General features: G+C 60.3%; 20 protein-coding genes. 17 read left to right on the top strand and 3 right to left on the bottom strand.

All coding sequences use genetic code 11. The features are described 5' to 3' along the window. Positions 1-4 precede the first annotated feature (4 nt). Genes Q3Y64_RS02365 through Q3Y64_RS02375 form a run of 3 tightly spaced genes read left to right on the top strand, consistent with a single transcriptional unit; the run spans position 5 to position 6,997 of the window. Positions 5-2,536, top strand: coding sequence for an EAL domain-containing protein (locus Q3Y64_RS02365; RefSeq protein ID WP_303559894.1), 2,532 nt, complete (start codon positions 5-7; stop codon positions 2,534-2,536). Further along, a complete protein-coding gene (locus Q3Y64_RS02370; RefSeq protein WP_303559897.1) occupies positions 2,533-6,435 on the top strand; it encodes a PAS domain-containing protein in 3,903 nt (1,300 codons plus the stop codon). Before Q3Y64_RS02365 ends, Q3Y64_RS02370 begins: the two co-directional genes overlap by 4 nt. Next, positions 6,413-6,997: a response regulator gene (locus Q3Y64_RS02375; protein WP_303559899.1), complete on the top strand. Its 585-nt coding sequence runs from the start codon at positions 6,413-6,415 to the stop codon at positions 6,995-6,997. Before Q3Y64_RS02370 ends, Q3Y64_RS02375 begins: the two co-directional genes overlap by 23 nt. Positions 6,998-7,104: 107 nt before the next feature. Here Q3Y64_RS02375 and Q3Y64_RS02380 read toward each other — a convergent pair whose 3' ends face one another. From Q3Y64_RS02380 to Q3Y64_RS02390, 3 genes are all read right to left on the bottom strand, one after another. After that, positions 7,105-7,854 carry a sulfite exporter TauE/SafE family protein gene (locus Q3Y64_RS02380; RefSeq protein ID WP_303559901.1) on the bottom strand — a complete coding sequence of 250 codons (750 nt, stop codon included), beginning with the start codon at positions 7,852-7,854 and terminating at the stop codon, positions 7,105-7,107. A 156-nt stretch (positions 7,855-8,010) separates the two neighbouring features. Then, entirely contained in the window at positions 8,011-9,921 is a 1,911-nt protein-coding gene (locus tag Q3Y64_RS02385; protein WP_303559903.1) for an ATP-dependent endonuclease, read from the bottom strand. Positions 9,922-10,254: 333 nt separating this feature from the next. Then, positions 10,255-11,043, bottom strand: coding sequence for a helix-turn-helix transcriptional regulator (locus Q3Y64_RS02390; protein ID WP_303559904.1), 789 nt, complete (start codon positions 11,041-11,043; stop codon positions 10,255-10,257). A 174-nt stretch (positions 11,044-11,217) separates the two neighbouring features. On the opposite strand from Q3Y64_RS02390, the gene leuC reads away from it, so the two are divergent. From leuC to Q3Y64_RS02460, 14 genes are all read left to right on the top strand, one after another. Beyond that, complete coding sequence (gene leuC, locus Q3Y64_RS02395) at positions 11,218-12,621, top strand: 3-isopropylmalate dehydratase large subunit (RefSeq protein ID WP_101942677.1); 1,404 nt, start codon at positions 11,218-11,220, stop codon at positions 12,619-12,621. An 11-nt stretch (positions 12,622-12,632) separates the two neighbouring features. Next, positions 12,633-13,271 (top strand): 3-isopropylmalate dehydratase small subunit, encoded by a 639-nt coding sequence (leuD, locus tag Q3Y64_RS02400; RefSeq protein WP_303559908.1) that lies wholly within the window; start codon positions 12,633-12,635, stop codon positions 13,269-13,271. Positions 13,272-13,334: 63 nt separating this feature from the next. Beyond that, on the top strand, positions 13,335-14,396 hold the full coding sequence (gene leuB, locus Q3Y64_RS02405; protein WP_303559910.1) for a 3-isopropylmalate dehydrogenase: 1,062 nt from the start codon (positions 13,335-13,337) through the stop codon (positions 14,394-14,396). Positions 14,397-14,608: 212 nt separating this feature from the next. Beyond that, positions 14,609-15,733 carry an aspartate-semialdehyde dehydrogenase gene (gene asd / locus Q3Y64_RS02410; RefSeq protein ID WP_303559912.1) on the top strand — a complete coding sequence of 375 codons (1,125 nt, stop codon included), beginning with the start codon at positions 14,609-14,611 and terminating at the stop codon, positions 15,731-15,733. 840 nt (positions 15,734-16,573) lie between these two features. Continuing rightward, positions 16,574-18,940, top strand: coding sequence for a FimV/HubP family polar landmark protein (locus tag Q3Y64_RS02415; RefSeq protein ID WP_303560369.1), 2,367 nt, complete (start codon positions 16,574-16,576; stop codon positions 18,938-18,940). 27 nt (positions 18,941-18,967) lie between these two features. Beyond that, positions 18,968-19,576 carry a CbiQ family ECF transporter T component gene (locus tag Q3Y64_RS02420; protein WP_303559914.1) on the top strand — a complete coding sequence of 203 codons (609 nt, stop codon included), beginning with the start codon at positions 18,968-18,970 and terminating at the stop codon, positions 19,574-19,576. Next, a complete protein-coding gene (truA, locus tag Q3Y64_RS02425; protein ID WP_303559916.1) occupies positions 19,564-20,364 on the top strand; it encodes a tRNA pseudouridine(38-40) synthase TruA in 801 nt (266 codons plus the stop codon). Before Q3Y64_RS02420 ends, truA begins: the two co-directional genes overlap by 13 nt. Further along, positions 20,365-21,006 carry a phosphoribosylanthranilate isomerase gene (locus Q3Y64_RS02430; protein WP_101942684.1) on the top strand — a complete coding sequence of 214 codons (642 nt, stop codon included), beginning with the start codon at positions 20,365-20,367 and terminating at the stop codon, positions 21,004-21,006. Beyond that, complete coding sequence (gene trpB, locus Q3Y64_RS02435; RefSeq protein ID WP_101942685.1) at positions 20,981-22,195, top strand: tryptophan synthase subunit beta; 1,215 nt, start codon at positions 20,981-20,983, stop codon at positions 22,193-22,195. Before Q3Y64_RS02430 ends, trpB begins: the two co-directional genes overlap by 26 nt. Before the next feature lie 18 nt (positions 22,196-22,213). Continuing rightward, positions 22,214-23,011, top strand: coding sequence for a tryptophan synthase subunit alpha (trpA, locus tag Q3Y64_RS02440; RefSeq protein WP_101942686.1), 798 nt, complete (start codon positions 22,214-22,216; stop codon positions 23,009-23,011). Positions 23,012-23,034: 23 nt separating this feature from the next. Beyond that, entirely contained in the window at positions 23,035-23,904 is an 870-nt protein-coding gene (gene accD / locus Q3Y64_RS02445; protein ID WP_101942687.1) for an acetyl-CoA carboxylase, carboxyltransferase subunit beta, read from the top strand. A gap of 3 nt (positions 23,905-23,907) precedes the next feature. Further along, entirely contained in the window at positions 23,908-25,191 is a 1,284-nt protein-coding gene (folC, locus tag Q3Y64_RS02450; RefSeq protein WP_303559925.1) for a bifunctional tetrahydrofolate synthase/dihydrofolate synthase, read from the top strand. Between the two features lie 6 nt (positions 25,192-25,197). After that, positions 25,198-25,890 carry an SPOR domain-containing protein gene (locus tag Q3Y64_RS02455; RefSeq protein WP_303559927.1) on the top strand — a complete coding sequence of 231 codons (693 nt, stop codon included), beginning with the start codon at positions 25,198-25,200 and terminating at the stop codon, positions 25,888-25,890. A gap of 10 nt (positions 25,891-25,900) precedes the next feature. Next, on the top strand, positions 25,901-26,389 hold the full coding sequence (locus Q3Y64_RS02460; RefSeq protein ID WP_101942690.1) for a CvpA family protein: 489 nt from the start codon (positions 25,901-25,903) through the stop codon (positions 26,387-26,389).

A 26,389-nucleotide genomic window follows, 5' to 3' on the forward strand; every position in this document is an offset into this window, starting at 1 on the left:
GGCCATGGACGACACGCTGAAGATTCTGCTGGTCGATAGCGAAGCCGGTCTCCATGAGGCCGTCAGTGCTGCCCTGCAGCGCGGCGGCCTGCGTTTTACGCTGCAGCGAGTGGCCACCCCGCAGGCACTGCCTGATCTGCTCCGTGCCGGGCCAGTCGATTGCCTGCTGTGCTGTATGCGCCCGGCCGGTGCATTCCCGGCGGACGCGCTTCCGGCAGGCCTGCGCCTGCTCGAAGAATGGCTGACGCTGCCCGAGTTGCCGGCAGTGATCATGCTTTGTGAGCCTGATGATGAGCAGGAAGGAGCAGGCGGCGGCAAAGGGGCCTATGCGCTGCGCAGCCTGTGGCTGGGAGCGGCGGATTACGTGCTTAGCGACAATCTCGCGTTGCTGCCCCGGCGCGTCCGCTCGGCCGTGCTGCACCAGCGCGCACTGGCCGAGGCGCGGCTGCATGATGCCGAATATGCCCTGGCGCTGCAGATCCTTCGCGGCAGCAGCGATGCGATCTGTGTGACGGATGCCGAGGCGCAGATCGTGCTGGTCAATGATGTGTTCAGCCAACTGACCGGCTATTCCTATGACGCAGTGCGCGGGCGCAATCCGCGCATGTTCCAGTCCGGCGAGCACGATGCAGGCTTCTATGCCGAGATGTGGCGCGCGATCGAGGAGGAGGGCTGCTGGCAGGGCGAAGTCACCAATCGCAAACAGGATGGCGAAACCTATCGCGAGTGGCTGCGGATCTCGTCGGTGCGTAATGATGCTGGGGAGATCACGCATTACGTTGGCCAGTTCGGCTACGTGGCGGCCCAGCGCCAACTGGTGGAGCGCATCCACCATCTGAGCCAGTTTGATCCGCTCACCGGCCTGCCCAGTCGCGGGCTATTCCTCGATCGGCTTGAGCAGGCGCTGGTGACCGCCAAGCGCAGCCAGCGTTGTGTGGCGGTGATGCTGATCAACCTTGACCGCTTCCGCAGCATCAACGACGCACTGGGTCAGGCCCTGGGCGATCAGGTGCTGATTGACATGGCCCAGCGCTTCTCCAGCCAGATTCGCCAGGGCGATACCGTGGCGCGCCTGTCCGGTAACGAGTTCTGTTTCCTGCTTGGAGAACTGGCCGATCCTGAACTGGCCCTGCATCTGGCCAGCCGCCTGCAGAGCCTGATCACCCGGCCGGTGGAATGTGCGGGGCACAGCGTGATCGTGAGCGCCAGCATCGGCATCAGCGTGTCGCCACGCGATGGTCTCAACTCCGATGAGCTCATCAAGGCCGCCGATGTCGCCCTGATGCGCGCCAAGCATGAGGGCGGCAACTGCTTCAGCTTCCACTCGCATGGCATGGATGAGGACGCGCGCCGGCGTCAGCTGATCGAGGCCTGCCTGCGCGAGGCGCTGGGCAAGGGCGAGTTCGAACTGGTGTATCAGCCGCAGAACAGTCTCGACAGCGGCAACATCATCGGTTGTGAGGCCTTGCTGCGCTGGTATAGCCCGCAACTCGGGATGGTCAGCCCGGGTGAGTTCATCCCGGTGGCCGAAGATACCGGCCTGATCATTCCGATCGGCTCCTGGGTGCTGCGCGAAGCTTGCGAGCGCAACAAGGCCTGGCTGGATCTTGGTCTGCAGCCGCAGCGCGTGGCGGTCAATCTCTCGGCGCGCCAGTTTCGGGGAGACAGCCTGGTTGAGGAAGTACGTAACGTGCTGGTGGATACCGGGCTGGCCGCAGAGTTCCTGGAGCTGGAAATCACCGAGTCCGCGTTGATTCACGATCTGGATGCGGCGATTAGTACTTGCCGCAAGCTCAAGGCATTGGGCGTGAAGCTTTCGCTCGATGATTTCGGCACCGGCTATTCCTCGCTGGCCTATATCGCGCGTTTCCCCTTCGACAAGCTCAAGATCGACCAGGGCTTTGTGCGCGACATTACCCATAACCCGGCCAATGCTGCGATCGCCACGGCGGCCATCGCGATCGCTCACGGCCTCAATCTGGCGGTGCTTGCCGAAGGCGTGGAAACCGAGGCGCAGGCCCTGTTCCTGCGCAGCCGGCGCTGTCATGCCATGCAGGGCTATCTGTTTCATCGGCCGTTGGCGGCGGACGACTACGCCCGCCTGCTCGCCAGCCGTGAGCGCCTGCATCTGGGTGAAGTGCAGGCACAGGGCAACCAGTACCTCCTGATCGTGGATGACGAGCCCTCCATCCTCAGTGCGCTTACCCGCCTGTTCCGCCACGAGAGTTTCCGCGTACTCACCGCAGCGAGCTGTAATGAAGCCTTCGAGCAGTTGGCGCGCCATCCGGCACACGTGATCCTTTCGGATCAGCGCATGGCCGGCATGACCGGCACCGAGTTCTTTGCCCGCGTGCGCCAGCTTTATCCGGATACCGTGCGCATCATCCTGTCGGGCTATACCGAACTTGAATCGGTCATGGATGCGATCAACCGTGGTGCGGTGTACAAATTCCTCACCAAACCCTGGGAGGATGACCCGCTGCGTGAGCAGATCCGTGAAGCCTTTCGCATCGCGGCCAGCAAGGAGCCATCGTGAGTGTCCGCCAGGCCCTGGCCCGCATACCCTGGCCGCGTCCGGGTAGCCAGGTCATGATGGCCGGCATGGTGCTGCTGGCATTGCTGACCTTCATGCTGGTGGGCTGGCATTTCACTTACGAAGCGCGCAGCAGTGCAGACAGCAATCTTGCGGCGATCGCCGAACTCAAAGCGCACGAGATCGAGCGTTTGCTGGAGGAGCGCCGCCATGCCGCCATTCTCGCTGCCTCGCGGGACTTGCCCCTGGCCATGAAGGTATGGGCCGGAGAGCGTCAGCAACCCCATGCCGATGAGCTCATGCGCGCCAGCCTGAACAGCAGCCTGCGTCGGCTCAAGGATGCGAGCCGGATTGATCTGTATGACCCGAGTGGCAGATTCCTGATCAGCTCGGCTGAGCGCGCCCCCGATTTTGCGAGCCTGACCGGTGCGGCCACCGGGGAGGCGCCACAGCCGCACTTTGTGGATCTTCACATGAGTGCCGCCTCGGGGGCCCCGCGCCTGGGCTTCGTCGTGGCGCTCGGCCGGGATGATTATCTGCCTGGCTTTGCCTACATCGAATTTGATCCGGAACTCACCCTGTATCCGACCCTGGCCGTCTGGCCCGGCAGTCAGCGCAGTGGTGAGCTGGTCCTGGCGCGGATCGACGGGCGCCAGCTGGATTATCTTGCCCCCCTCGGCGCGGGCCGGATCGCCGCCCTCAGCACGCACGCCGGGCTGGATGAGCTAGGGGTTGAGCTGCCCCGGCCGGGCATGACCTTGCTGTCGCCCGGGCGGGATTACCGCCAGATCGAAGTGCGCCGCGCCTTGCACGATATCGAGGATGGCCGATGGTGGCTGGCGGCCAAGGTCGATGAACAGGAGATCCTCGCACCGGCGCGACTAGCCACCCTCTATGCCGGCCTGTTCATTGCAATTACTACCTTTGCCCTGCTGCTGCTGGCTCATCAGAACAATCGTTTCGCTCTGACCCGTGCCTTGCAGCGCGAGCGGGAGCGCTATGCCGGTCTCCTTCAGGCCTTCATGAATGCGGTGCCGGAAACTCTGCTGATGCTCAAGCCGGAGGGGCGTCTGGAACTGATCAATCAGACGGGAGCCCGGCGCCTGGGCAGTACGCCCGAGCAGATGATCGGGCAGGATATTTTCCGTCAGCTCAGCCCTGAGATCGCGGCCAGCCGCCGCGCCGCGCTGGAGCGGGCACGTGATACGGAGGTGCCGCAGCGGCTGATCGATCATCGCCAGGGGCGTGAGTTTGAAAGCATGATCTATCCCTTGGGCGATGGTGAGCATGTCGTCGTGATCGGCATTGATGTGACCGAGCGCAACGCCGATGCGCGCCGTGCCCAGCGCCTGCAGGCCACCTTGCAGAGTTTCATCGATCACCTGCCGGGCACGGCTTACGTGAAGGACCATGAGTCCCGCGTGCTGATGGCCAACCGGGGGTTTCAGACACTCCTTGGCATTGATCCGGCCGGCATGATCGGCAAGCTCTCGAGCGAGATTTTTCCGGGCGAGTTCGGTGCCAAGATCGTGGCGGATGATCTGCGCGCGCTGGCCAGCGGCGAAACCGAAGTGCTCGAAGAGGAGCTTGCCGGCCGTCATTATGAGTCGATCAAGTTCTGCATTCCGCGCGATGAAGGCCCGCCAGGGCTGGGGGGGGTGACACTCGATGTGACTGCGCGGTTTGAAGCACTCAAGGCCCTGCGTGAGCGGGAGGCACTGTTCCGCACCGTGGGAGACAACCTGCCCGAAAGCTATCTTTATCAGATCCTGACCGGGCCGGGCGAGGCGCGCAGCTTTACCTACATCAGCTCAGGCGTGGAGCGCATTCACGGCATCACGCCCGAGAGCGTGCTGGCCGATGGCCAGCAGCTCTATGCCTGTGTACATCAAGAAGATGTGGCGGTGCTGGCCGACACCGAAATGCGTTGCCAGACCGACTGTAGCGAGTTCTCGATGGAGCTGCGCATGCGTCGCCGCGAAGGGGATTACGGCTGGTTCATCATGCGCTCGCGGCCGCAAGTACTGGACAACGGTCAGCTGCTGTGGAACGGCGTGATTACGGAAATTACCACCCGGCGCCGTACCGAGCTTCTCATCGAACTCCAGGCCCGGCGTGCGAACGCCTTGCTGTCCATGCCTTTGAAAGCCGAAGTGCTCGATGAGGCAGGTTTTCTGTCATTCGCCCAGGATCTTGCCGAAGCGCTCACGGCCAGCCAGATCGCGTTCATCCATTTCATCAGTGAGGATGGCCGCTCCATCGAACTCGTGGCCTGGTCGCGCAACACCCTTGCACACTATTGCCAGGCGGTGTTCGACAAGCATTACCCGCTCGAAAAGGCGGGTATCTGGGCTGATGCTGCGCGGCTGCAACGGCCCGTGATGGTCAATGATTACCCCGACGCGCCGAACAAACGCGGTCTGCCCGAGGGCCATGCCACGCTCCAGCGCCTGATCACCGTGCCGGTGATCGAGGAAGGGCGCGTGCGCATGCTTGCCGGGGTGGGCAACAAGGCAAGTGATTACACCGATACCGATGTCGAGAGTCTGCAACTGATCGCCAACGAGGCCTGGCGTATTTCCCGCAAGCGCCGCATTGAGAGTGCGCTGCGGCAGACCGCGCAGGTGGTTCAGGCCAGCCCTGCGATCTGCTTCCGCTGGCGTCTGGAGGAGGGCTGGCCGGTTGAGTTCGTGTCAGACAACGTTCGCCGCTGGGGCTATGAGCCCGCCGCGCTGGTTGCAGGGGAACCGAGCTTTGCCAGCCTGATCCATGCGGAGGATCTCGCGCGGATTGGTGAGGAAGTCGGCGTACATCTGGCTGCCGGGCATGCCGAGTATGTCCAGGAGTACCGCCTGCGTTGCGCCAGCGGTGAGTACATCTGGGTCTCGGACTACACCACGGTGGCGCGGGATGTTGATGGGCGGGTCTGCTATGTCGACGGGGTGCTGACCGATATCAGCGAGCGCAAGGCACAGGAGGCGTATCTCGCCGAAAACCTGCGCGCCCAGGAAGCCCTCAACCGCCGGCTCGAAGAGGCGCACACGCAGCTTCTGCAGGCCGAGAAACTGGCGGCCATTGGCCAGCTCGCAGCTGGCGTGGCTCATGAGCTGAACAATCCGATTGGTTTCGTACACTCCAACCTGGGCACCCTCAGCGAGTACTGCACTGCACTGATCGCCCTGTGCGACGCTTACACCACACTGATCGACGAGGCTCATCCGGATAACCCGAATCTCGCCGAAATCCGTCGCATCAAGCAGGACCAGGATTACAACTACCTGCGCAGTGACATCTTTCCCTTGCTTGAAGAGTCTCGTGAAGGCCTGCAGCGGGTGCGCAAGATCGTGCTGGACCTGCGCGATTTCTCGCGCACCGGCGAGCAGGACTGGGGCTTTGCCGACCTGCATCGGGGCCTCGACGCCACCCTGAACATCCTTGCCAACGAGCTCAAATACAAGTGCAAGGTGCACAAGGCCTACGGCAGGATTCCGGAAATCGAATGTGTCATCTCGCAGCTCAATCAGGTCTTCATGAACCTGCTTGTGAATGCTGCCCAGGCCATTGAAACCCAGGGCGATATCACCATCACCAGCTGCATGGTGGGCGAGGATCAGGTGTCGATCAGCATCGCCGATACCGGCCAGGGGATTTCGCCCGAACACTTCAAGCACATCTTCGATCCCTTCTTTACCACCAAGCCGATTGGTGTCGGAACCGGTCTTGGCTTGTCTCTGGTGTTCGGCATCGTCAATCGCCACCACGGCCGCATCGAGGTCAGCAGCGAAGTCGGGCAGGGCACTACCTTCCGCATCCTGTTGCCAATACGCCAGCCGGCACCGGCCGAGCCTTCCGAATCCAACCCCAGCCAGGAGGCCCCCTATGAGCCAGATCCTGATTCTTGATGATGAGCCTGCCATTCTGCAGTCCTTGCGCCGCATGCTGCGCGTAGCCCCCTGCGTGTATGGCAGCCAGCACTTCGATCTGCAGATCGAAACCTTCGTTTCCGCGCGCGCTGCGCTGGAACGGGCCCGCCATGAGCCTTTCGACTTGTTCCTGACGGATTACCGGATGCCGGAAATGGACGGCGTCAGTTTCCTCAAGGCCGCCAAGGAAGCTCAGCCGGATGCCTGCCGCCTGATCCTCTCGGGCTACGCGGATTTGAATGCGCTGACGCGGGCGGTGAATGAGGTGGGCATCGATCGCTTTATCGGCAAGCCCTGGAACGATTACGAACTGGTCTCGGCAATCGCCCAGGCGCTGGCGCATCGTGAGCTGCTGCTGGAGAACCGGCGCCTGGCCGATCTGATGCGCGTGGATATCGGCGATCTGAGTCCGGCCGATCTCGAGGCCCGTCGCCTCGAAGCCATCGAACCCGGCATTACCCGGGTCAGCTGGGCGGCGGATGGCTCCGTGATTCTTGAGCCAGATCCCGAGTCTGAAGCGCCCGCCGGACCCGTAATCTGAACAAGCGCCGCCTCTGGGTGATCTTGCTGGTGTTGGGGGCCAAAACTTTATGGGGCTCCTTGGCCATCACCAGCAAGGGGCCTTGGGTCAGCGCGGGCGCTTGAGTCTCACAGCGCACTCCAGATCAGCTTGATACCGGTGAGCAGCAGAAAAATGTAGCTCAGGCGGTAAAACAGCTTTTCGTCGATACGCTTGTGGAGCCAGATGCCCAGATACACGCCTATCGGCGCCAAGGGCGCGAGCACCAGCGCCGTGCCGAGGTTGCGCGCGTCCAGCAGGCCCAGCTCGGCGAAGGGCACCAGCTTCAGGTAATTCACCATCGCGAAGTAGAGCGTGAGATTCGCCACCAGCACCGTCTTGTCCAGCTGCTTGGGCAGCAGGTAAATCATCATCGGCGGCCCGCCCGCATGCGCCAGCGTGCTCGTGAAGCCGGAAAGGCTGGTCCACCAACCGGCGCGCAGCCACTCCGGCAGGCGCGAGGTGTCTTTCAGCTGCACGCCCGCCAGGCGCTGCAGCGCGAAGAGGATCGCGATGCCGCCGATGATCAGGTTCAGCGCCGTGGGCGAGATGTGGCGGAACAGCAGCCAGCCCACGCCAATCCCCAGCACCGCGCCCGGCAGCAGGCGGCGCAGCAGCTTGTAATCCCAGTGCGGGTGGTAGGACCAGCTGCCCACCAGATCCATCAGGCACAGGATCGGCAGCATCACGCTCGCCGCCTGCGGCGCCGGAATCGCCAGCGCCATCAGCGGCACCGCCAGCACGCCCAGCCCGCCGGCGAAACCGCCCTTCGAGATGCCCGCCAGCAGCACCGCCGGCACGGCTGCGAGGTAGAAATACGGGTTGGTGATGAATTCCATGGGGCGGCGGGAGGTGGCGGGCGGGGAGGGGATTATCCCGCGATTCGGAAATCAGCGATGCGGGTGTTCAAGCGTAGGGCGGAGTGCCAATTCCGCCATCGCGGCCTCCTGCGTGCGAGCTTCGTACTACCCTCTAATGGCGCCGAATAAGGTAGGTTATGGAGCGGTTGAAACAGCCTGCTCTATCAGTGATTTTAGTTCAGGCGCCAAGGTGTAATTGGCTGGTATTACGAAGGAATTCAAAAGAGTGTCATCTTTGCCCGCAGCCTTTATGATCGGCTTAAGTGCAGCGTGCAGGCTCTTCCCTTTCACAGTTGTAGGAGAGGCCCCCCCGGCATCCGCCCACATTTTTTCTGCATCGGGTGACCCACCGTTTGGCCAAACAGAACGAACCACATTCTTTCTTTTGTCCAAGAAAGTGTCGCGTGCTTTAGATACTTTGTTTGCGGCGTTGCAACGCCACTCTTCAGCTGTTTCGTGCGATACGCCATACAAGGCGCATAGGTAGTCGTTTTGGCAAAAATAGGCTTCAATGTCTGCCCCGGCTGTAACCCAAGGAAATACACCGGGGGTCTTGAAGCCGCTAGTCCATCGGTTAGCTTCTTCATTGGTCATGAAATCTCCGTCTCGGTGTAATAACGCGCGGTTTTTGAGAGCTCCGTCTACGAGTAACCCCTTCAGAAATTTGTCGCGCGGTAGATTGTCGATTCCAAAGCATCTGCATATAGAAAGCTGTCGTGCAAGATCTGGCCATTGGCGAAGTACCGCACGGAGTGCTTTGTCGTCCTCGTCCTCCACGAAGAAGAGTGCCGCTTTATCAAGGCCACCCCAGCCGAGTAAGCGGCGGATTGCGTCATCGTCTTTGGTTTCAATTATCCCGGCTCGCATCCAGACAAGCTTTGCCTCAGGGCTTGCCGCACGAACGATGTGAGGGCTATGGGTCGTGAGGATAACTTGGGTGTTGTAATCGGGAGCGGCTTGCTCGAGCGCTTCAATGAGCCGTTCCTGTTTGTTGGGGTGAAGGTGAGCGTCAGGTTCGTCTATGAGCATCACTTTGGGTTCAAACAAAATTAGGTACGCGAAAATTTGAATAACTTGAAGAACTCCGGTCGCTGCTGTCTCCAAAGGACGGCTATTGCCCGCCAAGTCATTAGTTCGAATCGAAGCTGAGATGTGATAGTCCTCTCGCTCGTCGAACGTGACGTTGACCTCAACGCCCGGATGTACCTTTTGTACTAATTGATTGAGCTTGGCTAGCCTTTGAGGACCGAGTGTTTCATCTTTGTCCTCCGAGCGACGACTACTCAGGTTGAAAAGAATGTTGCGCAAAACGCCACCTGCATCCCCGCTCGCTGCTTGTCTACGCAGCGTGGGTTGGGCGAGGATTGATTCTTTCTCGGATAAGCCAGCAAGCCCCGGAATGTAAGCGGTAATGAATTGATAGCGTTGTTTGTAAGGAGTAACCGCAGAGCCGCCGTCCATATATGCGGTAATGCCGCCTCTGTTACGTGCTGCACGAATACGTATCGTTGCCTGCGTGGATTCATCACCGGTAGGCCTGTGCAAAAAAACTACTTCTACCGGAGTAGAGACGGCGTCTGATTTAAGCTCGCCGTTGTGAAGAGTTGTTAGCGGTTCACTTGACGGAACATAGTCAAGCCGCTCAAAAGAAATCATTTCTTTTGTATTTTTAGGGAAAACGTAGCTCGCTGCACGTGCGGCCCAGTGAATAGCCTGAAGAACAGAAGATTTACCGCAGCCGTTCGGTCCGACGAGAATGGTTATTCTATCAAGCGGAATGGTTGCTTCCTTAACGGCTTTAAATCCGCGCACGGTTATTGATTCAAGTGTGCTCCAGCGGCGCGCTCGGATTGATCGCGTATCTAAAATTTCAACTTGTGGTGAGGGTAATGATGCAGCAATGGATCCCAGTATCTCGTCCGCGCTGTCAATATGGATAAATTGGGTGGATGCCCCCTTTATGCCCTCAATTTCTGTGGTCCCTGATTGATGAGTAGGGACCACATCGTCTGTGGCTTCTGCTATTTGTTCGTTTTCGATACGCATAGAAGGCAAGGGGCTGGACCCGAAAAATCTATTGATAAAAAGGGAAGACCGTTTTCGCGGCGCAAGAGGATGAAACCCGACAAGGCGTCATGATAAACCCGTCCCGTCCCGTCCCGTCCCGTCCCGTTGCCGTTGTGTCGCCTGCCTCGCGTGGGGAGACCGCGTACGGCGCAATAAAGTAGGGCGCACTGAGCGCAGCGAACTGCGCCGAATGAGTAACGCAAAATCCGGCGCAATTCCGCTTCGCTCCATTGTTCCCTGCGGCGCCCTACGTTTTTATTGGTTCATCGTTGCCGTATTGGATGCCCGAAGAACAGGGCTGGACGCGGCTCTTCAGGCAGGCTGCAGCATCACCAGCTTGATGTGTTCCTGCTCGACGGGGCGCAGGGTGACCTGGCGGTAGTTGAGCGGGCCGCGCTGCGGGTGGAGGAAGCCGCGCTCGCCGCCCTGTCGCTCGAGCACGTCGTGCTGCTTCCAGAAGGCGGCGAAATCGGCGCTGCCGGTTTCGAGTTCGTCGACGAGGCGGAGCAGGGCGGGTTCATCGAGGCGGGTGCGGCAGTCGGCGCGGAATTCGGCGCTGATGCGGCGGGCGCGCACTTCCCAGTCGACCAGAAAATTTTTGGTTTCCGGGCGCAGGAAGACGAAGCGCAGCATGTTGGGCGGCGGGGCGTTGGCGTCTTGCGGCTGATCGAGCCAGCCGGTGAAGAGCTCTGCGGCCGGGGCGTTCCAGCCAAGGATGTCCCAGTAGCGGCCCATCAGGTAGGCGGGCACGCGGATGTCTTCGAGCAGGGTGGAAAAGAGCGGCGCTGCGTCATCGTCTTCAGGCAGGCTGGCCTGCGGGTCGCGCCGGTCGGCCATCTCGAAGAGGTAGGCGCGTTCGCTGCGGGTGAGTTTGAGGCTGCGGGCCATGCGGTCCAGCACCTCGGCGGAGACATTGACCTCGCGCCCTTGCTCGATCCAGGTGTACCAGGTGGGGCTGATGCCGACGAGCTGGGCCATTTCCTCGCGGCGCAGGCCGGCGGTGCGGCGCCGGCTGCCGGCCGCGAAGCCAAAGTCGGCGGGCTGACTGCGGGCGCGCAGCACCTGCATGAATTCACCGAGTTCCTTGCGGCGGGTGTCCATCCGTCTATCCTGAGTGATCAATCCTGTTAGTGTTGATACTAGTATAAGTGCTTGCCTTGTGCGGGTATAGAACCCGGCCTAGTATCCGCGTCACAAACCGGGTCAGGGCCGCAAGCCTTCCCCGGAACCCAGATCCGCGCTCAGTTTGCAGCGCCCAGGCAAGGAGTGATTTGAATGGCCAAGACTCTCTACGACAAGCTGTGGGACTCCCACGTTGTCCGTCAGGAAGAAGACGGTACCTGTCTTCTCTATATCGACCGTCACCTGATGCACGAAGTGACCAGCCCGCAAGCCTTTGAAGGCCTGCGTCTGGCTGGCCGCAAGGCCTGGCGCAACACCTCCATCGTCGCCGTGCCGGATCACAACACGCCGACCAATCACTGGGATCGCGACATTGAAGATCCGATCTCCAAGACTCAGGTCGACACGCTGGACGCGAACATTAAGGAATTCGGTTCGCTGATCTACTTCCCGTTCAAGCACAAGAACCAGGGCATCATCCACGTGATCGCGCCGGAAAACGGCGCGACCCTGCCGGGCATGACGGTGGTGTGCGGCGACAGCCACACCGCGACGCACGGCGCGTTCGGCGCGCTGGCGCACGGCATTGGCACCTCGGAAGTCGAGCATGTGCTGGCCACTCAGACGCTGGTGCAGAAGAAGAGCAAGTCCATGCTGGTCAAGGTGGAAGGCGCGCTCGGAGCTGGCGTGACCGCCAAGGATGTGGCGCTGGCCATCATCGGCAAGATCGGCACCGCCGGCGGTACGGGCTACTGCATCGAGTTCGCCGGTTCGGCGATCCGTGGCCTGTCCATGGAAGGCCGCATGACGGTGTGCAACCTCGCCATTGAAGCCGGTGCGCGCGCCGGCATCATCGGTGTGGATGACACCACCATCAATTACCTCGAAGGCCGCGAGCATGCGCCCAAGGGCGAGCAGTGGACCAAGGCCGTCGAAGTCTGGAAGACCCTACATACCGAAGACGGCGCGAAGTTCGATGCCGTGGTCGAGATGAATGCCGCTGACATCGAGCCGCAAGTGACTTGGGGCACATCGCCCGAGCAGGTGCTGGCGGTGGGCGGCAATGTGCCGAACCCGGCCAACGAAGCCGACCCGGTGAAGCGTGCCGGCATCGAGCGCGCGCTGCAGTACATGGGCCTGCAAGCCGACATGCCGATCACCGACATTCAGATCGACAAGGTGTTCATCGGCTCCTGCACCAACAGCCGCATCGAAGACATGCGCGCTGCGGCAGTTGTGGTGAAGGGCAAGAAGGTGGCTGGCAACGTGAAGCTGGCCTTGGTGGTGCCGGGTTCCGGCATCGTCAAGCGTCAGGCTGAAGAAGAAGGGCTGGACAAGATCTTCACCGAAGCGGGCTTCGAATGGCGCGAGCCGGGTTGCTCGATGTGTCTGGCGATGAACGCTGACCGTTTGAGCCCGGGCGAGCGTTGCGCTTCCACCTCCAACCGCAATTTTGAAGGTCGCCAAGGCCCCGGTGGCCGTACCCACCTGGTGAGCCCGGCCATGGCCGCCGCCGCCGCGATTGCCGGTCACTTCGTCGACATCCGCCAGGCTTGAGGAGATAAACCATGAAAGCATTTACCCGTCTCAATGGCCTCGTGTGCCCGCTCGATCGCGCCAACGTCGATACCGACGCGATCATCCCGAAGCAGTTCCTGAAGTCCATCAAACGCAGCGGCTTCGGCCCCTACCTGTTCGACGAATGGCGCTACACCAACTACGGTGAGCCCGGCATGGATTGCACGAACCGTCCGAAGAATCCGGATTTCGTGCTGAATCAGCCGCGTTATCAGGGCGCGCAAGTGCTGCTGGCCCGCGACAACTTCGGCTGCGGCTCCTCGCGCGAACACGCGCCGTGGGCCATCGAGGATTACGGCTTCCGCGTGATGATTGCGCCGTCCTTCGCCGACATCTTCTTCAGCAACAGCTACAAGAACGCGATCCTGCCGATCGTGGCCTCCGCTGAAATCGTCGACCGCCTGTTCAAGGAATGCGAAGCGACTGAAGGCTACAAGCTCGATGTGAATCTGGAAGCCCAGACCGTGACCACGCCGAGTGGCTTCTCTTTCAGCTTCGACATCACGCCGCACCGCAAGCATTGTTTGCTCAATGGTCTGGACGACATCGGCCTGACGCTGGTGCATGCCGAAGAGATCAAGGCTTTTGAAGAGAAGCACAAAGCCGCGCAACCTTGGCTGTTTGCCTGATCAAACCATACGAAATACAAAGTGCCGGCTGATGCCGGCCTTTGTTCATGCAAAGGAAAAGAAATGAAGATCTGTGTTCTGCCGGGTGACGGCATTGGTGTCGAGATCATTGCCGAAGCGGTGCGCGTGCTGGATGCGCTGAAGACCGACGGCCTCAAGCTGGAAATGGAATACGCCGAGCTGGGCGGCTGTGCCGTGGATTCCACTGGCTCGCCTTACCCGGAAGCCACCCAGAAGCTGGCGCGCGCGGCCGATGCCGTGCTGCTCGGCGCCGTGGGCGGCCCGAAGTGGGACGTGCTGCCGCGTCCGCAGCGCCCCGAGCGTGGCCTGCTGGGCATCCGCAAGGATCTGAACCTGTTCGCCAACCTGCGCCCGGCCGTGCTGTATCCCGAGCTGGCCAATGCTTCTTCGTTGAAGCCGGAAATCGTGTCCGGTCTGGATATCCTGATCGTGCGCGAGCTGACCGGTGACATCTATTTTGGCGAGCCACGTGGTATCGCCGTGGAAGACGGCAAGCGCGTCGGCCGCAACACCATGATCTACAACGAAGACGAAATCCGCCGCATCGGCCATGTGGCGTTCAAGTCCGCCCAGAAGCGCAACAAGAAGCTGTGCTCGGTCGACAAGATGAACGTGCTGGAAACCACCCAGCTGTGGCGCGATGTGATGATCGAGATCTCGTCCGAGTACCCGGATGTGGAACTCTCCCACATGCTGGTCGACAACTGCGCGATGCAGCTGGTGCGTGCACCGAAGCAGTTCGACGTGGTGGTTACCGGCAACATCTTCGGCGATATTCTGTCTGACGAAGCCTCGATGCTGACTGGCTCGATCGGCATGCTGCCGTCCGCTTCGCTGGATCAGAACAACAAGGGTATGTACGAGCCGTGCCATGGTTCTGCACCGGACATCGCCGGCAAGGGCGTGGCCAATCCGCTGGCAACGATCTTGTCCGCCGCCATGATGCTGCGTTACAGTGGCAATAACGAAGCGGCTGCTGTCCGCATCGAAGCCGCCGTGAAGAAGGTGCTGGCTGCTGGCCTGCGCACCGGCGACATCTGGGAAGAAGGCACCAAGCGCGTCGGTACGCGCGAAATGGGCGATGCGGTCATCGCAGCCCTGTAAGAACGGAAACGTGATGCAACGGACACAAAATACATTCGGGCTGGAAGCTTTCTGCGCCGCAGAGGCTTTCACTCGCGTGTCCGTTGCCACGACCGTCACCACCACGACCAAAAAAACCACCACGGTTTAGCCCTGTCACGCCGCTTGATGTCTCCGCGGTGGCGGAGACAGGCTAAAGCGAGCGGAGGCAGTTCAGGCAAAAGGTAATCACGATGAAGAAAGTTGGTATTGTCGGCTGGCGCGGTATGGTCGGCTCGGTGCTCATGCAACGCATGCGCGAGGAAAACGATTTCGCCCTGATCGAGCCGGTGTTCTTCACCACCTCGAACGCGGGCGGCGCTGGCCCGGCCGAGAGCGGCGGCGCGCCTCTGAAGGATGCTAAGTCCATCGCCGATCTGGCGAAGATGGATGTGATCATCACCTGCCAGGGCGGCGACTACACCAACGAAGTCTTCCCGCAACTGCGTGCTGCTGGCTGGAATGGTTACTGGATCGACGCGGCTTCAAGCCTGCGCATGAAGGACGACGCAATCATCATCCTCGATCCGGTCAACAAGAACGTGATTCAGGATGGTCTCTCCAAGGGCGTCAAGAACTACGTCGGCGGCAACTGCACCGTGAGCCTGATGCTGATGGCGCTGGGCGGTTTGTTCCAGAACGACATGGTCGAGTGGGCAACCTCGATGACCTATCAGGCTGCATCCGGCGCCGGTGCGCAGAACATGCGCGAGCTGATCGCGCAGATGGGCAAGATCCACGCCTCGGTGGCCGATCTGCTGGCTGACCCGGCTTCCGCCATTCTTGAGATCGACCGCAAGGTCGCCGAAACCATGCGTTCCGCCGACATGCCGGTGCAGAACTTCCGCGGTGTGCCGCTCGCCGGCAGCCTGATTCCGTGGATCGATGTGCCGTATGAGCACGGCCAGAGCAAGGAAGAGTGGAAGGGCGGCGCCGAATGCAACAAGATTCTCGGCAAGCCGGCTTTCCGCACGCAAGGCTCGGTGCCCATCGATGGTCTGTGTGTACGCATCGGTGCGATGCGTTGCCATAGCCAGGCGCTGACCATCAAGCTGCGTCAGGATGTGCCGCTGGATGAAATCACCGAGATACTGGCCCGTGCCAATGACTGGGTGCGCGTGATCCCGAACGAGCGTGAGCGTAGCGAGCGTGAGCTGGCCCCGAACGCCGTGACCGGCCATCTGCATGTGCCCGTTGGTCGCCTCCACAAGATGGCGATGGGCGGCGAATACCTTGCTGCCTTCACTGTTGGCGACCAGTTGCTGTGGGGCGCGGCCGAGCCGTTGCGCCGCATGTTGCGCATCCTGCTGGAGGCTTGAGCGGGTTTTTACTGTTCTTGTGAAATAAGTCCTTGTAGTCCAGTGTTTTGATCTATAAGGAATTTGGGATGCGGCGGTTGCGCTTCAGAGCGGGCCGCCGTATTTTCATCTGGCTTTCAGATTGATGCCTGTGGCGTATTTTTTGGCCAGGCAGAATTGCCGCAATGCCCCTGAAATACGGTGTTGTATTGCTGATACTCAGGTAATAGGTTAGCTTGCGGCGATAACTCGTTGATGTTATTTTGAAGTTTATCTCTAACCCTCAGAGACGGTGGCTTCCTGAATGCACCGCGCGTACTCGATATGAAAACTCCGATGCTTCGTAACACCCTCGTCGCAGCGATGATGTTGGCCTTTTGCGGAAGTGCCGGCGCTGCCGGGCTTGGCCGTATCAATGTCATGAGTGCGCTAGGGCAGCCTTTGCGCGCTGAAGTCGAGCTCTCGGCCAGCCCCGAAGAGCTCGATGGAATGATTGCGAAGCTGGCATCAGCCGAAGCCTTCAAACGTGCCAACGTTGAATATCTCGCTGAATTCACCAGCGTAAAAATGGCTATTGAACGTCGGGGCAGCAGATCGGTTGTCAAGATCTCTACAGACCGTGCTTTCAATGAGCCCTTTGTAGAACTACTGCTCGACCTGAACTGGGTGGGCGGTCGTCTGCAGCGTAATTACACTTTCTTGCTGGATCCTTCTGATGTCGGGGCCGCTCGGGTTGCTGCACCGGCGGTTGCGCCAGTCGTGTCCGCACCGGTTGCCAAGGGGGTAGCGCCGACTTCCGGCCCCGCTACGCCTCGCGAAACGAAATCTGCAGCGGCCGCGTCTCCAGCACCGGCAGCAGACATGACTTCCGGTGAGTACAACATCAAGCGCGGTGACACGCTCTCCAAGATTGCAGCAGAAACCAAGCCGGCTGAAGTCAGTCAGGAACAGATGCTGGCCGCCCTGTATCGAGCCAATACCGATGCATTTGTGGGGGGAAATATCAACCGTCTGCGTGCTGGGCGCATTCTTAAGGTGCCGGAAGCAGGTAGCGTCGCGGATATTTCCAAGCGTGAGGCCCGTCAGATCGTCCTTAAGGCCTCGAGTTTCGAGCAGTATCGTCAGTCCGTGGCTTCTGCCGCAACAGCCGCTCCTGCCAAGGAGGGCGGTGCAGCTCAGGGTTCCTCGGGCAAGATTGCTCCCAAGGTTGAGGAAAAAGCTGTCGCCGCGCAGCAAGGTAAGGACAAGGTCAAAGTGACTGCTGCCGAAGGCAAAGCCTCCGCAGCGGCAACGGGCGATGCGGCCACCAAGGCACGTATCCAGTCGTTGCAGGATGATGTGGTCGCGCGTGAAAAGGCGCTCAAGGAGGCTAACTCGCGCGTTGCTGACCTTGAGAAGAATGTGCGTGAGTTGCAGAAGCTTGTCGATCTGAAGAACAAGAGCTTGGCGGATGCCCAGGCTGCAGCAAAGGCTGCCGAAAAATCGGACAAGGCCAAAGCTGAGATGAGTAAGGCAGACAAGGCCAAGGCTGAAAAGGCCGAGGCTGCAGCCAAGGCCGAGGAGGCCAAGCGGGCTGACGAGGCCAGGAAGGCTGAGGAGGCGCGCAAGGCAGAAGAGGCTCGTCTGGCTGATGAGGCCAGGAAAACTCAGGAAGCTCTCGCCGCTGAGGAGGCGCGCAAGGCCGCCGAAGCCTCGGCAGTTGCTGCATCGGCGCCTGTTGCAGAAGCGTCTGCACCGGTGCTTGAGTCACCGGCGCCGGTCGCCGAAATATCTGCGCCTGCGGTGGAGCAGTCTGTAGTGGCGGCCCCGAAGCTTGAGCCAGCCCCGTTACCGGTTGAGGAGGAGGGGTTGCTCAGCAATCCCTTGTTGGCATTGCTTGGACTGGCGGGGGTTGCCGGTGCTGTTGGTTATGTGGTTGTTAAACAGCGTCGAAAAATGGCAGCTGCGGGTAGCGGGAATACTCAGCTGACTGAGTCCTCGATTACCAGCCCTAACTCTGTGTTTGGCAGCGCCGGTGGTCAGACGGTGGATACGGGCGGCACTAGTTTGCTGCATACCGACTTCAGCCAGTCTGGCATGTCCGCGATTGATGCTGATGAAGGCGTTGATCCGGTAGCTGAGGCCGATGTATACATGGCTTATGGCCGTGATGCTCAGGCTGAGGAAATTCTTCTCGATGCACTGAAGAATGATCCTTCGCGTACTGCGGTGTATTTGAAGTTGCTCGAAATCTATTCGCAACGCCGCTCCCTGAAGCAGTTTGAGAACATTGCTACTGATCTCTACACTCAGACGGCAGGTGTAGGTGACGATTGGAGCAAAGCTGCGGCGCTGGGTCTGAAGCTCGATCCAGCTAATCCGCTCTACAAGATGGCTGCTGGTGATGCGGCTCCTGCTGTTGTCGCTGCTTCGGCTGCAGTGAATCTGCCGCCTGAAACGCCGGTGGCGGAAGCGCCGGCAGTGAGTTTTGGCACCAACAACATTTCGCAGGTCCGTTCGACGTGGACTGTACCGGGTGAGATTAATCAGTTCACGACGGGAGAGAGTGACATGCCCGTGCTGGCTGAAGCGACTCCCGCAGCGCCGGTTCAGCCGGTCCCTGAGTCCCTTAATCTGGATTTCAATCTGGATCTTGAAACTCCCGCAGGTGTCGATCAGCCGACCGAGATGGAGCCTCGTGAGGACGAGTTCCGGACGATGGATGAAGCGACTTCGACCCAGCCTTCATTGCCGAGTGAAGAAATGCCGCTTGAGTTTGATATCGGGCTGGATGATGAGCCAGTGACGCAGGCTGTTGTGAAGCCTGCTCAGGCTGCGGTAGCGGCGGATGAGGATTTCGATCTCGGTATTGAGACATCTGCTCGCGGGGAGTCGCTTTCTGAGGTGGATCTGGAGAAAACCAACTTTGAAGGCAGTTTGCTTGATTTTGATTTCGAGTTGGGTGAAGAAACCAATACCAAACCGACCATGCTGGATCTGTCTGCTGTGAATCTTCGTGCCGAGAATGCCGCGACTCCTGCTGCCTCGCTGACTGCTTCCGTCGTGCATGAGCCTATTCAGGACAATATCGACGTCAATGAAGAGGTCAGCACCAAGCTCGAGCTTGCTAAGGCTTACGAGGAAATGGGCGACATGGAAGGTGCGCGTGAGCTGCTCGAAGAGGTGATCTCGGATGGTGCCGACTTCCAGAAGGAACAGGCTCGCACGATGCTCGGGCGCCTAGGCTGATTCATGAGGTTTGCCAGCTGAATACAAATGTTTAGATCTATCCATCCGGCCGTCTGCATGACGGCCGGTTTTTTTTTGATTCTCCTGTTGCAATGCCTTAGCGGGCCAGGTTTCTGGTTGCTTGCGCTGCTGGTTGGCGCAATCAGTCTGTTGCTGGCTAAGACGTCTACCTGGCGTACCTGGCGGCGTATGCGCTTCATTCTTCTTGCTCTGTTCATCCTGTTTGCCTGGCAGACGCCTGGAAGTCTCATGTGGCCGCAAGCAGGGGGATTCAGTCCGAGTCGCGAAGGGGTGTTGCTAGCCCTTGAGCAGTCCTTGCGCCTGCTGGCGGCAGCTAGCGTACTGGCTGTTCTGCTTGTGATACTTGATAAGTCCGCCTGGATGAATGGTCTGCATAGTTTGATGAAACCCTTGGTAGTGCTTGGGGTTAGTGTGGATCGCTTCATCCTGCGCCTGCGTCTGGTGCTCGATCATCTTGCTGTGGATTCGGGAAATTGGCGCGAAATCCTCATGGCTGCCCCAAGGGAGCAGGATTTGTCCCCTCTGGGTTGGGAGCTGAAATCCTTGTCCGGGACTGACCTGACGCTGATGATGCTCATGCTGTTGATTGCGGGAGGTTGGCTATGGCTCGCATAGTGCTCGGCCTGGAGTATTGTGGCGCCGCTTTTGAGGGCTGGCAGACTCAGCGTCACGGGCGCACGGTGCAGGATTGCCTGACCCGTGCGGTGAGTGAAATAGCAGGCCAATCTGTACAGCTACAGTGCGCTGGGCGGACAGATACGGGTGTGCACGCTGCCGTGCAGATTGCACATTTCGACACCATGGTTTGCCGCCCTGCAAGTGCGTGGGTGCGTGGCGTGAACGCTCACTTGCCGGAAGGGGTGGCGGTTAATTGGGCGCAGGAGGTTGCGGAGGACTTTCATGCTCGTTTTTCCGCCCTGGGCAGGCGCTATCGATACGTGTTGCTTAATCGACCCGTGCGCAGTGCGCTCCTGCATGGCCGGGTTGGCTGGTTTCATTCACCGCTGGATATTGCTGCAATGCGGGCTGCTGTGCAGTACCTGCACGGGGAGCATGATTTTTCTTCCTTCCGGGCGGCTCAGTGTCAGGCCAACTCGCCAGTGAGGAATTTGCGCGAGGCCTGTGTAATACAGAGCGGGCCGTGGTTTGTATTCGACTTCGAAGCCAATGCCTTCCTTCATCACATGATCCGTAACATGGTGGGGGCGCTGGTGTATGTCGGCAAGGGCGCCTGTTCGCCAGAATGGCTTGGCGAGCTTTTGGCGATGCGCAACCGCCGCCTAGCGCCACCGACTTTTGCACCGGATGGTTTGTATCTTGCCGGGGTGGAATACCCGGATCGCTGGAATCTGCCGGACGGAGGCCGTATCATCGCGCCCCTGTTCCTGTCTACAGGACTCTGAATCATGCGAACCCGCATCAAGATTTGTGGACTGACTCGCATCGAGGACGTGAAGGCGGCTGTTGTTGCCGGAGCGGACGCGATCGGTTTCGTGTTTTATCCGCCCAGTCCGCGCGCCGTAAATATTGAGCAGGCACGCGAGCTTTGCGCGGTTTTGCCCCCGTTCGTGAGCAGCGTGGGCTTGTTCGTTAATGAGGCGCCGGAACGGGTGCGCGAGGTACTGGCGGAAGTGCCGCTATCTTTGCTGCAGTTTCATGGCGAAGAGGATGCTGCCTATTGCGCATCCTTTGGCCGTGCCTGGATGAAAGCGGCTCGGGTGAGGGCGGGCTTCGATCTGTTAAACTACGCGGCTCGTTTTCCGGGGGCGGCTGGCTTGCTGGTTGATGCTTGGGTCGAGGGTTATGGTGGCGGTGGCGAAGTGTTTGACTGGAGCCTTCTTCCTGAGACCTTTCCGGTGCCACTGGTGCTGGCTGGTGGCTTGAGCCCGGGGAATGTAGCGCAAGCTGTCCGCACGGTGCAGCCGTGGGCAGTGGATGTGAGTAGTGGTGTCGAAGCGGCCAAAGGAATCAAGGACCGCGCCCTGATGGAAGCTTTTGTTGCTGGAGTGCGTGAAGCAGATGGCCGAAAACAATTCCTCGTATAACTTCCCCGATCTGTCTGGCCACTTTGGCCAGTTTGGCGGCATTTATGTCGCTGAGACCCTGATTCCAGCGCTGGATGAGCTGCGCGTCGAGTACGAGAAGGCCATCCGGGATCCGGAGTTCATGGCCGAGTTTCATTACGAACTGAAGCATTACGTGGGGCGCCCAAGTCCTCTTTACCACGCCAAGCGTTGGTCTGAATTGCTCGGAGGGGCGCAGATCTATCTCAAACGTGAGGATCTGAATCACACCGGCGCTCACAAGGTGAACAACACCATCGGTCAGGCCTTGTTGGCTCGCCGCATGGGTAAAAAGCGCGTGATTGCTGAAACTGGCGCTGGTCAACATGGTGTGGCTTCGGCGACTGTGGCGGCCCGTTATGGCCTCGAGTGTATCGTCTACATGGGCGCCGAGGACGTGGCCCGCCAGGCGCCGAACGTGTTCCGCATGAAGCTTCTGGGGGCGACCGTGGTGCCGGTGGAAAGCGGCTCCAAGACTCTCAAGGACGCCATGAACGAAGCCATGCGTGACTGGGTCACCAACGTCGATTCCACCTATTACATCATCGGCACCTGTGCCGGCCCGCATCCGTATCCGCAACTGGTGCGTGACTTCCAGTCGGTGATTGGCGAAGAGTGCAAAGTGCAGTGCGCCGAGCAGCTGGGGCGTCAGCCCGATGCTGTGGTGGCCTGTGTGGGGGGCGGGTCCAATGCGATTGGTATTTTCTACCCCTACATCGAAGTGCCGGGGGTGCGCCTGATCGGAGTCGAAGCTGGTGGCCATGGTATCGAAACCGGCAAGCATGCCGCCCCGCTGACGACCAATGCCCGTCCTGGCGTGCTGCATGGCCAGCGCGTCAATCTGATGCAGGACGAGAACGGCCAGATCGTGGATACCCATTCGATCTCGGCAGGTCTGGATTATCCTGGCGTTGGCCCCGAACACTGCCACCTCAAAGACATCAATCGTGCCGAGTATGTGGCCGCGAATGACGATGAGGCGTTGGCAGCCTTCCACGATCTGTGTCGTTTCGAGGGCATCATTCCTGCGCTGGAATCAAGCCACGCACTGGCCCATGCCGCCAAGATGGCCAAGGATATGAGCTCTGATCAGGTGATCGTGGTGAATCTGTCCGGTCGTGGCGACAAGGATATTCCGACCATTGCCCGTCTCGACGGCATCGTCCTGTAACCCGGCTTCAGATACATCATGTCCCGTATTCAGAACACTTTTTCCCGCCTGCAGGCCGAAGGCCGCAAGGCATTGATTCCCTACGTCACTGCAGGCGATCCGAATCCGGCGGCAACGCTGGGGCTGATGCACGCATTGGTTGAGGGGGGCGCCGATATCATCGAGTTGGGCGTACCGTTTTCCGATCCAATGGCGGATGGCCCGGTGATCCAGCGCGCTGCCGAGCGTGCGCTGAAGTTCGGTACCAGCCTGCGTCAGGTCATCGCGATGGTGGCGGAGTTCCGCAAGACCAATACCGATACGCCGGTGGTGCTGATGGGCTATGCCAATCCGCTCGAGGCCATGGGCTATGAGGTTTTCGGTGAGCTGGCATCCGTGGCAGGCGTGGATGGTGTGCTGACCGTTGATCTGCCGCCTGAGGAGGCTGTTGAGCGTGTGGCCGTGCTCAAGCGTTTCGGCGTTGCCCCGATTTTCCTGCTGGCCCCGACCACCCCTGTCAGTCGCATGCAGGCTGTGGCGAAGCTTGCTGAAGGCTATGTTTATTACGTTTCCCTGAAGGGGGTGACGGGCGCAGCAAACCTGGATGTGGCCAATGTGGCAGCCAAGCTAACCGAGTTGCGCGCGCATATCTCCCTACCGATCGGTGTGGGCTTCGGTATCCGTGATGCCGCGTCGGCTCGTGCCGTAGCTGCCGTCGCGGACGCTGTGGTGATCGGCTCGCGCATCGTGCAGGAAGTGGAGCAGGGCGAAGAAGGGCTGAACGCCCGTGTCCAGGCCTTTTTGGCTGGCATCCGTTCTGCCATGCGGCCTGAGTAATTTAAGATTGAAGAGGTATTGATATGAGCTGGCTGACCAAACTCCTGCCCCCGAAGATCAAGCGCGACCAACCGGTGCGCAAGTCGATCCCGGAAGGTCTATGGATCAAGTGTGATAGTTGCGAGGCGGTGCTGTATCGCTCCGATCTCGAAGCCAGCGAACATGTGTGCCCGAAATGTGGCCATCACAAGCGCATCCGTGCGCGCGCGCGCCTGGATCTGTTGCTCGATCCGGAGGGGCGTTTTGAGATTGGCGCGGAAGTCGTGCCGGTCGATCCGCTGAAGTTTCGCGACAGCAAGAAATACGTTGATCGTCTGGTGGCCGCTGCCGAAGATACCGGTGAAGCCGACGCGATGGTGGTCATGCAAGGCGCGATCAAGACCGTACCGGCCGTGGTTGCCGTATTCGAATTCGACTTCCAGGGCGGCTCGATGGGCTCGGTGGTCGGCGAGCGTTTTGTGCGCGGCGTGAACGCTGCCGTTGAGCAGGGACTGCCCTTCATTTGCTTCACCGCCACCGGCGGTGCGCGCATGCAGGAAGGCCTCTTTTCCCTGATGCAGATGGCCAAGACGACGGCTGCTATCACCAAGCTGTCGGCCAAGAAGCTGCCCTTCATTACTGTGCTGACCGACCCGACCATGGGCGGTGTGTCGGCCAGTTTCGCTTTCATGGGTGATGTGGTGATGGCTGAGCCGAATGCGCTGATCGGTTTTGCCGGCCCGCGCGTGATTGAGCAGACCGTGCGTGAGAAGCTTCCTGAAGGTTTCCAGCGTTCCGAATTCCTGCTCGAAAAGGGCGCCATCGACATGGTGGTGGATCGCCGCGAACTGCGCGATCGGTTGTCCCAGGTTATTACCTTGTTGTCCCGCCAGCCGGCGGTTGCCAACGGCTGATTCATGCCTGCAGCATTTGCCACGCTGGAGGCCTGGCTGGCGCACATTGAGGCGCAGCATAGCCGGCCGATCGACTTGGGCTTGGACCGTGTTGCTCAGGTGCGCGATGCGCTTGGCGCTAGCTCGTCGGCTCGAGTCATTACGGTGGGTGGCACCAATGGCAAAGGATCGACCTGCGCCATGCTGGAAGCCATTCTGCATGCGGCAGGCTACCGAGTGGGGCTTTACACATCTCCTCACCTGCTGCGTTATAACGAGCGCGTACGCATTGATCTGCAGGAGGCGAGTGATTCTGATCTGTGCGCAGCTTTCGCTGCGGTAGATGCGGCCCGTTGCGCCAGTGCAGAGCCGGTTCCACTGACCTATTTCGAGTACGGTACGCTGGCGGTCTGGTGGCTGTTCTGCCAGAAAAATCTTGATGTGATCATTCTGGAGGTAGGTCTGGGCGGTCGGTTGGATGCCGTCAACACCCTTGAGCCGGACTGCTGCATCGTGACCGGCGTAGCTATGGATCACATGGATTATCTGGGCGACACGCGTGAAAAGATCGGCTTCGAGAAGGCGGGTATCTTCCGTGCCGGCAAGCCCGCAGTGTGTGGTGATCCGCAGCCGCCGGAGAGTCTGCTTGCGTACGCCCGGACCATCGGAGCCGATCTGCGCCAGCAGGGCAAGGATTATGGCTTCACGGGTGACAAGACGCAGTGGAATTTTCAGGGGCGTGCCCAGCGACGCAACAGCCTTGCCTATCCGGCCCTGCGTGGCGCCAATCAGCTGTTGAATGCATCGACTGTGCTGGCCGCGCTGGAGTGTCTGCAGGAAAACTTGCCGGTCCCCATGCAGGCGGTACGTCAGGGACTCATGACGGTTGAGCTTCCTGCGCGGTTTCAGGTGCTGCCAGGCCGGCCCGCTGTAGTGCTGGACGTGGCGCACAATCCACAGGCTGCTGCCGTGCTGGCCGACAATCTATCCAATATGGGCTTCTTCCCGGATACCTGGGCGGTATGCGGGATGCTGGCTGACAAGGATATTGCGGGGAGCCTGCAGCATATGCTTCCGAGGGTCGATCACTGGTTGCTGTGCGATCTGCCGGGGCCGCGTGCGGCCAGTGCCGCGCAACTGGCTGAGGTTCTGGATGCGTCTGGCTGCAAGGCCAGTCTTGCCTGTTTTGCGAGCCCGGCCGAAGCTTTTGCCGCAGCGCGGAAGCAGGCTGCCGAGGGTGATAGAATCGTGGCCTTTGGTTCCTTCCTGACCGTGGCCGACGTGATGTGTGCGGCTGCTTCCCGGTGAGTTTTCATGGCTGAAAACGACGTCCAGCTCGATCTCAAGAAACGCGCCCGACGCCGTCTGGTAGGGGCCATTGCATTGGCTCTGGTGGCGGCCATCGTGCTGCCGATGGTGATGGACAGCGAGCCCGCCCCCGGTTCTCAGGAGCTGTCGATCCGTATACCCAGCCAGGAGGGAGGTAACTATGCCTCCCGCTTGATCGCCGGAGCGGCTCCGCCACCCGTTTCACCGGTTTTGCCTGCCCAGTCAGTGCCTGCCGCCAAGCCTGCGGAGCTCGCCCCGGCCGTTGCGCAAAGTGCTGTAGTCCCTCCTCCTGTTCCTGAAGCGCCCGCCCAAAGTGCGCCCAAGCCTGCTGTCAAACCTCCCGTGGAGGCGCAGCGTGCGCGTGACATTCTTGAAGGGCGCAGTGATAGCAGTGCTGCTGCCCGGTCTGCCGAGGCCAAGCCAGCTGAGCCTAAACCCGCTGAGCCCAAGCCTGTCGTGACGGGGAAGTTCTTCGTTCAGCTGGGGGTTTATCGCGAGGAAGCCAATGCGCGCGAGGTGGCGACTCGAGCCTCATCCAGCGGAGTGAAGGCGAGTCTGGAGAAGCAGGCGGATCGGACCCGCGTGCGCGCCGGTCCTTATGCTGATCGCGCAAGTGCCGATAAAGTCGTGGAGAAGCTCAAGAAAGCGGGTCTTAACGGAATCGTGACAAGCAAGTGAGCGTCGGAGCGTGACGCTGTTTGATCACATCTTTCTGGTCTTGCTCGCGCTGAGCGCGTTGCTGGGCTTATGGCGTGGGCTGGTTGGCGAAGTATTTGCGCTGCTGGGCTGGATCTTCGCGCTGGCCACCGCCTGGTACTGTGCGCCCCTAGGCGTTCCGATGCTGGCGGGCGCGGTGGAAACGGAGTGGGCTCGCTGGCCGCTGGTCTTTTTGGCGGTGTTCGTTACGGTCTTGTTGCTGCTGGCCTTGCTGAGATTCCTGTTGCGGGAGCTATTGAGTGTGGCAGGCCTCGGTGTGCTGGATCGTATGGCAGGGGCCGGTTTCGGTGTGCTGCGCGCGCTGGTTCTGGCCTTGCTGCTGGTGGCGGCAGCGGGCATGAGCAGCCTGCCGAAAGAACAATGGTGGCGCGGATCAACTTTCGCACCGCCGCTGGAAGTTGCTGTACTGGCTGTCAAACCCTGGCTCCCCCGGGATCTGGCAGATCGAATCAAGTATTGA

It is taken from the genome of Uliginosibacterium sp. 31-12 (genome assembly GCF_030548425.1).
Taxonomy (GTDB): Bacteria; Pseudomonadota; Gammaproteobacteria; order Burkholderiales; family Rhodocyclaceae; genus Uliginosibacterium; species Uliginosibacterium aquaticum.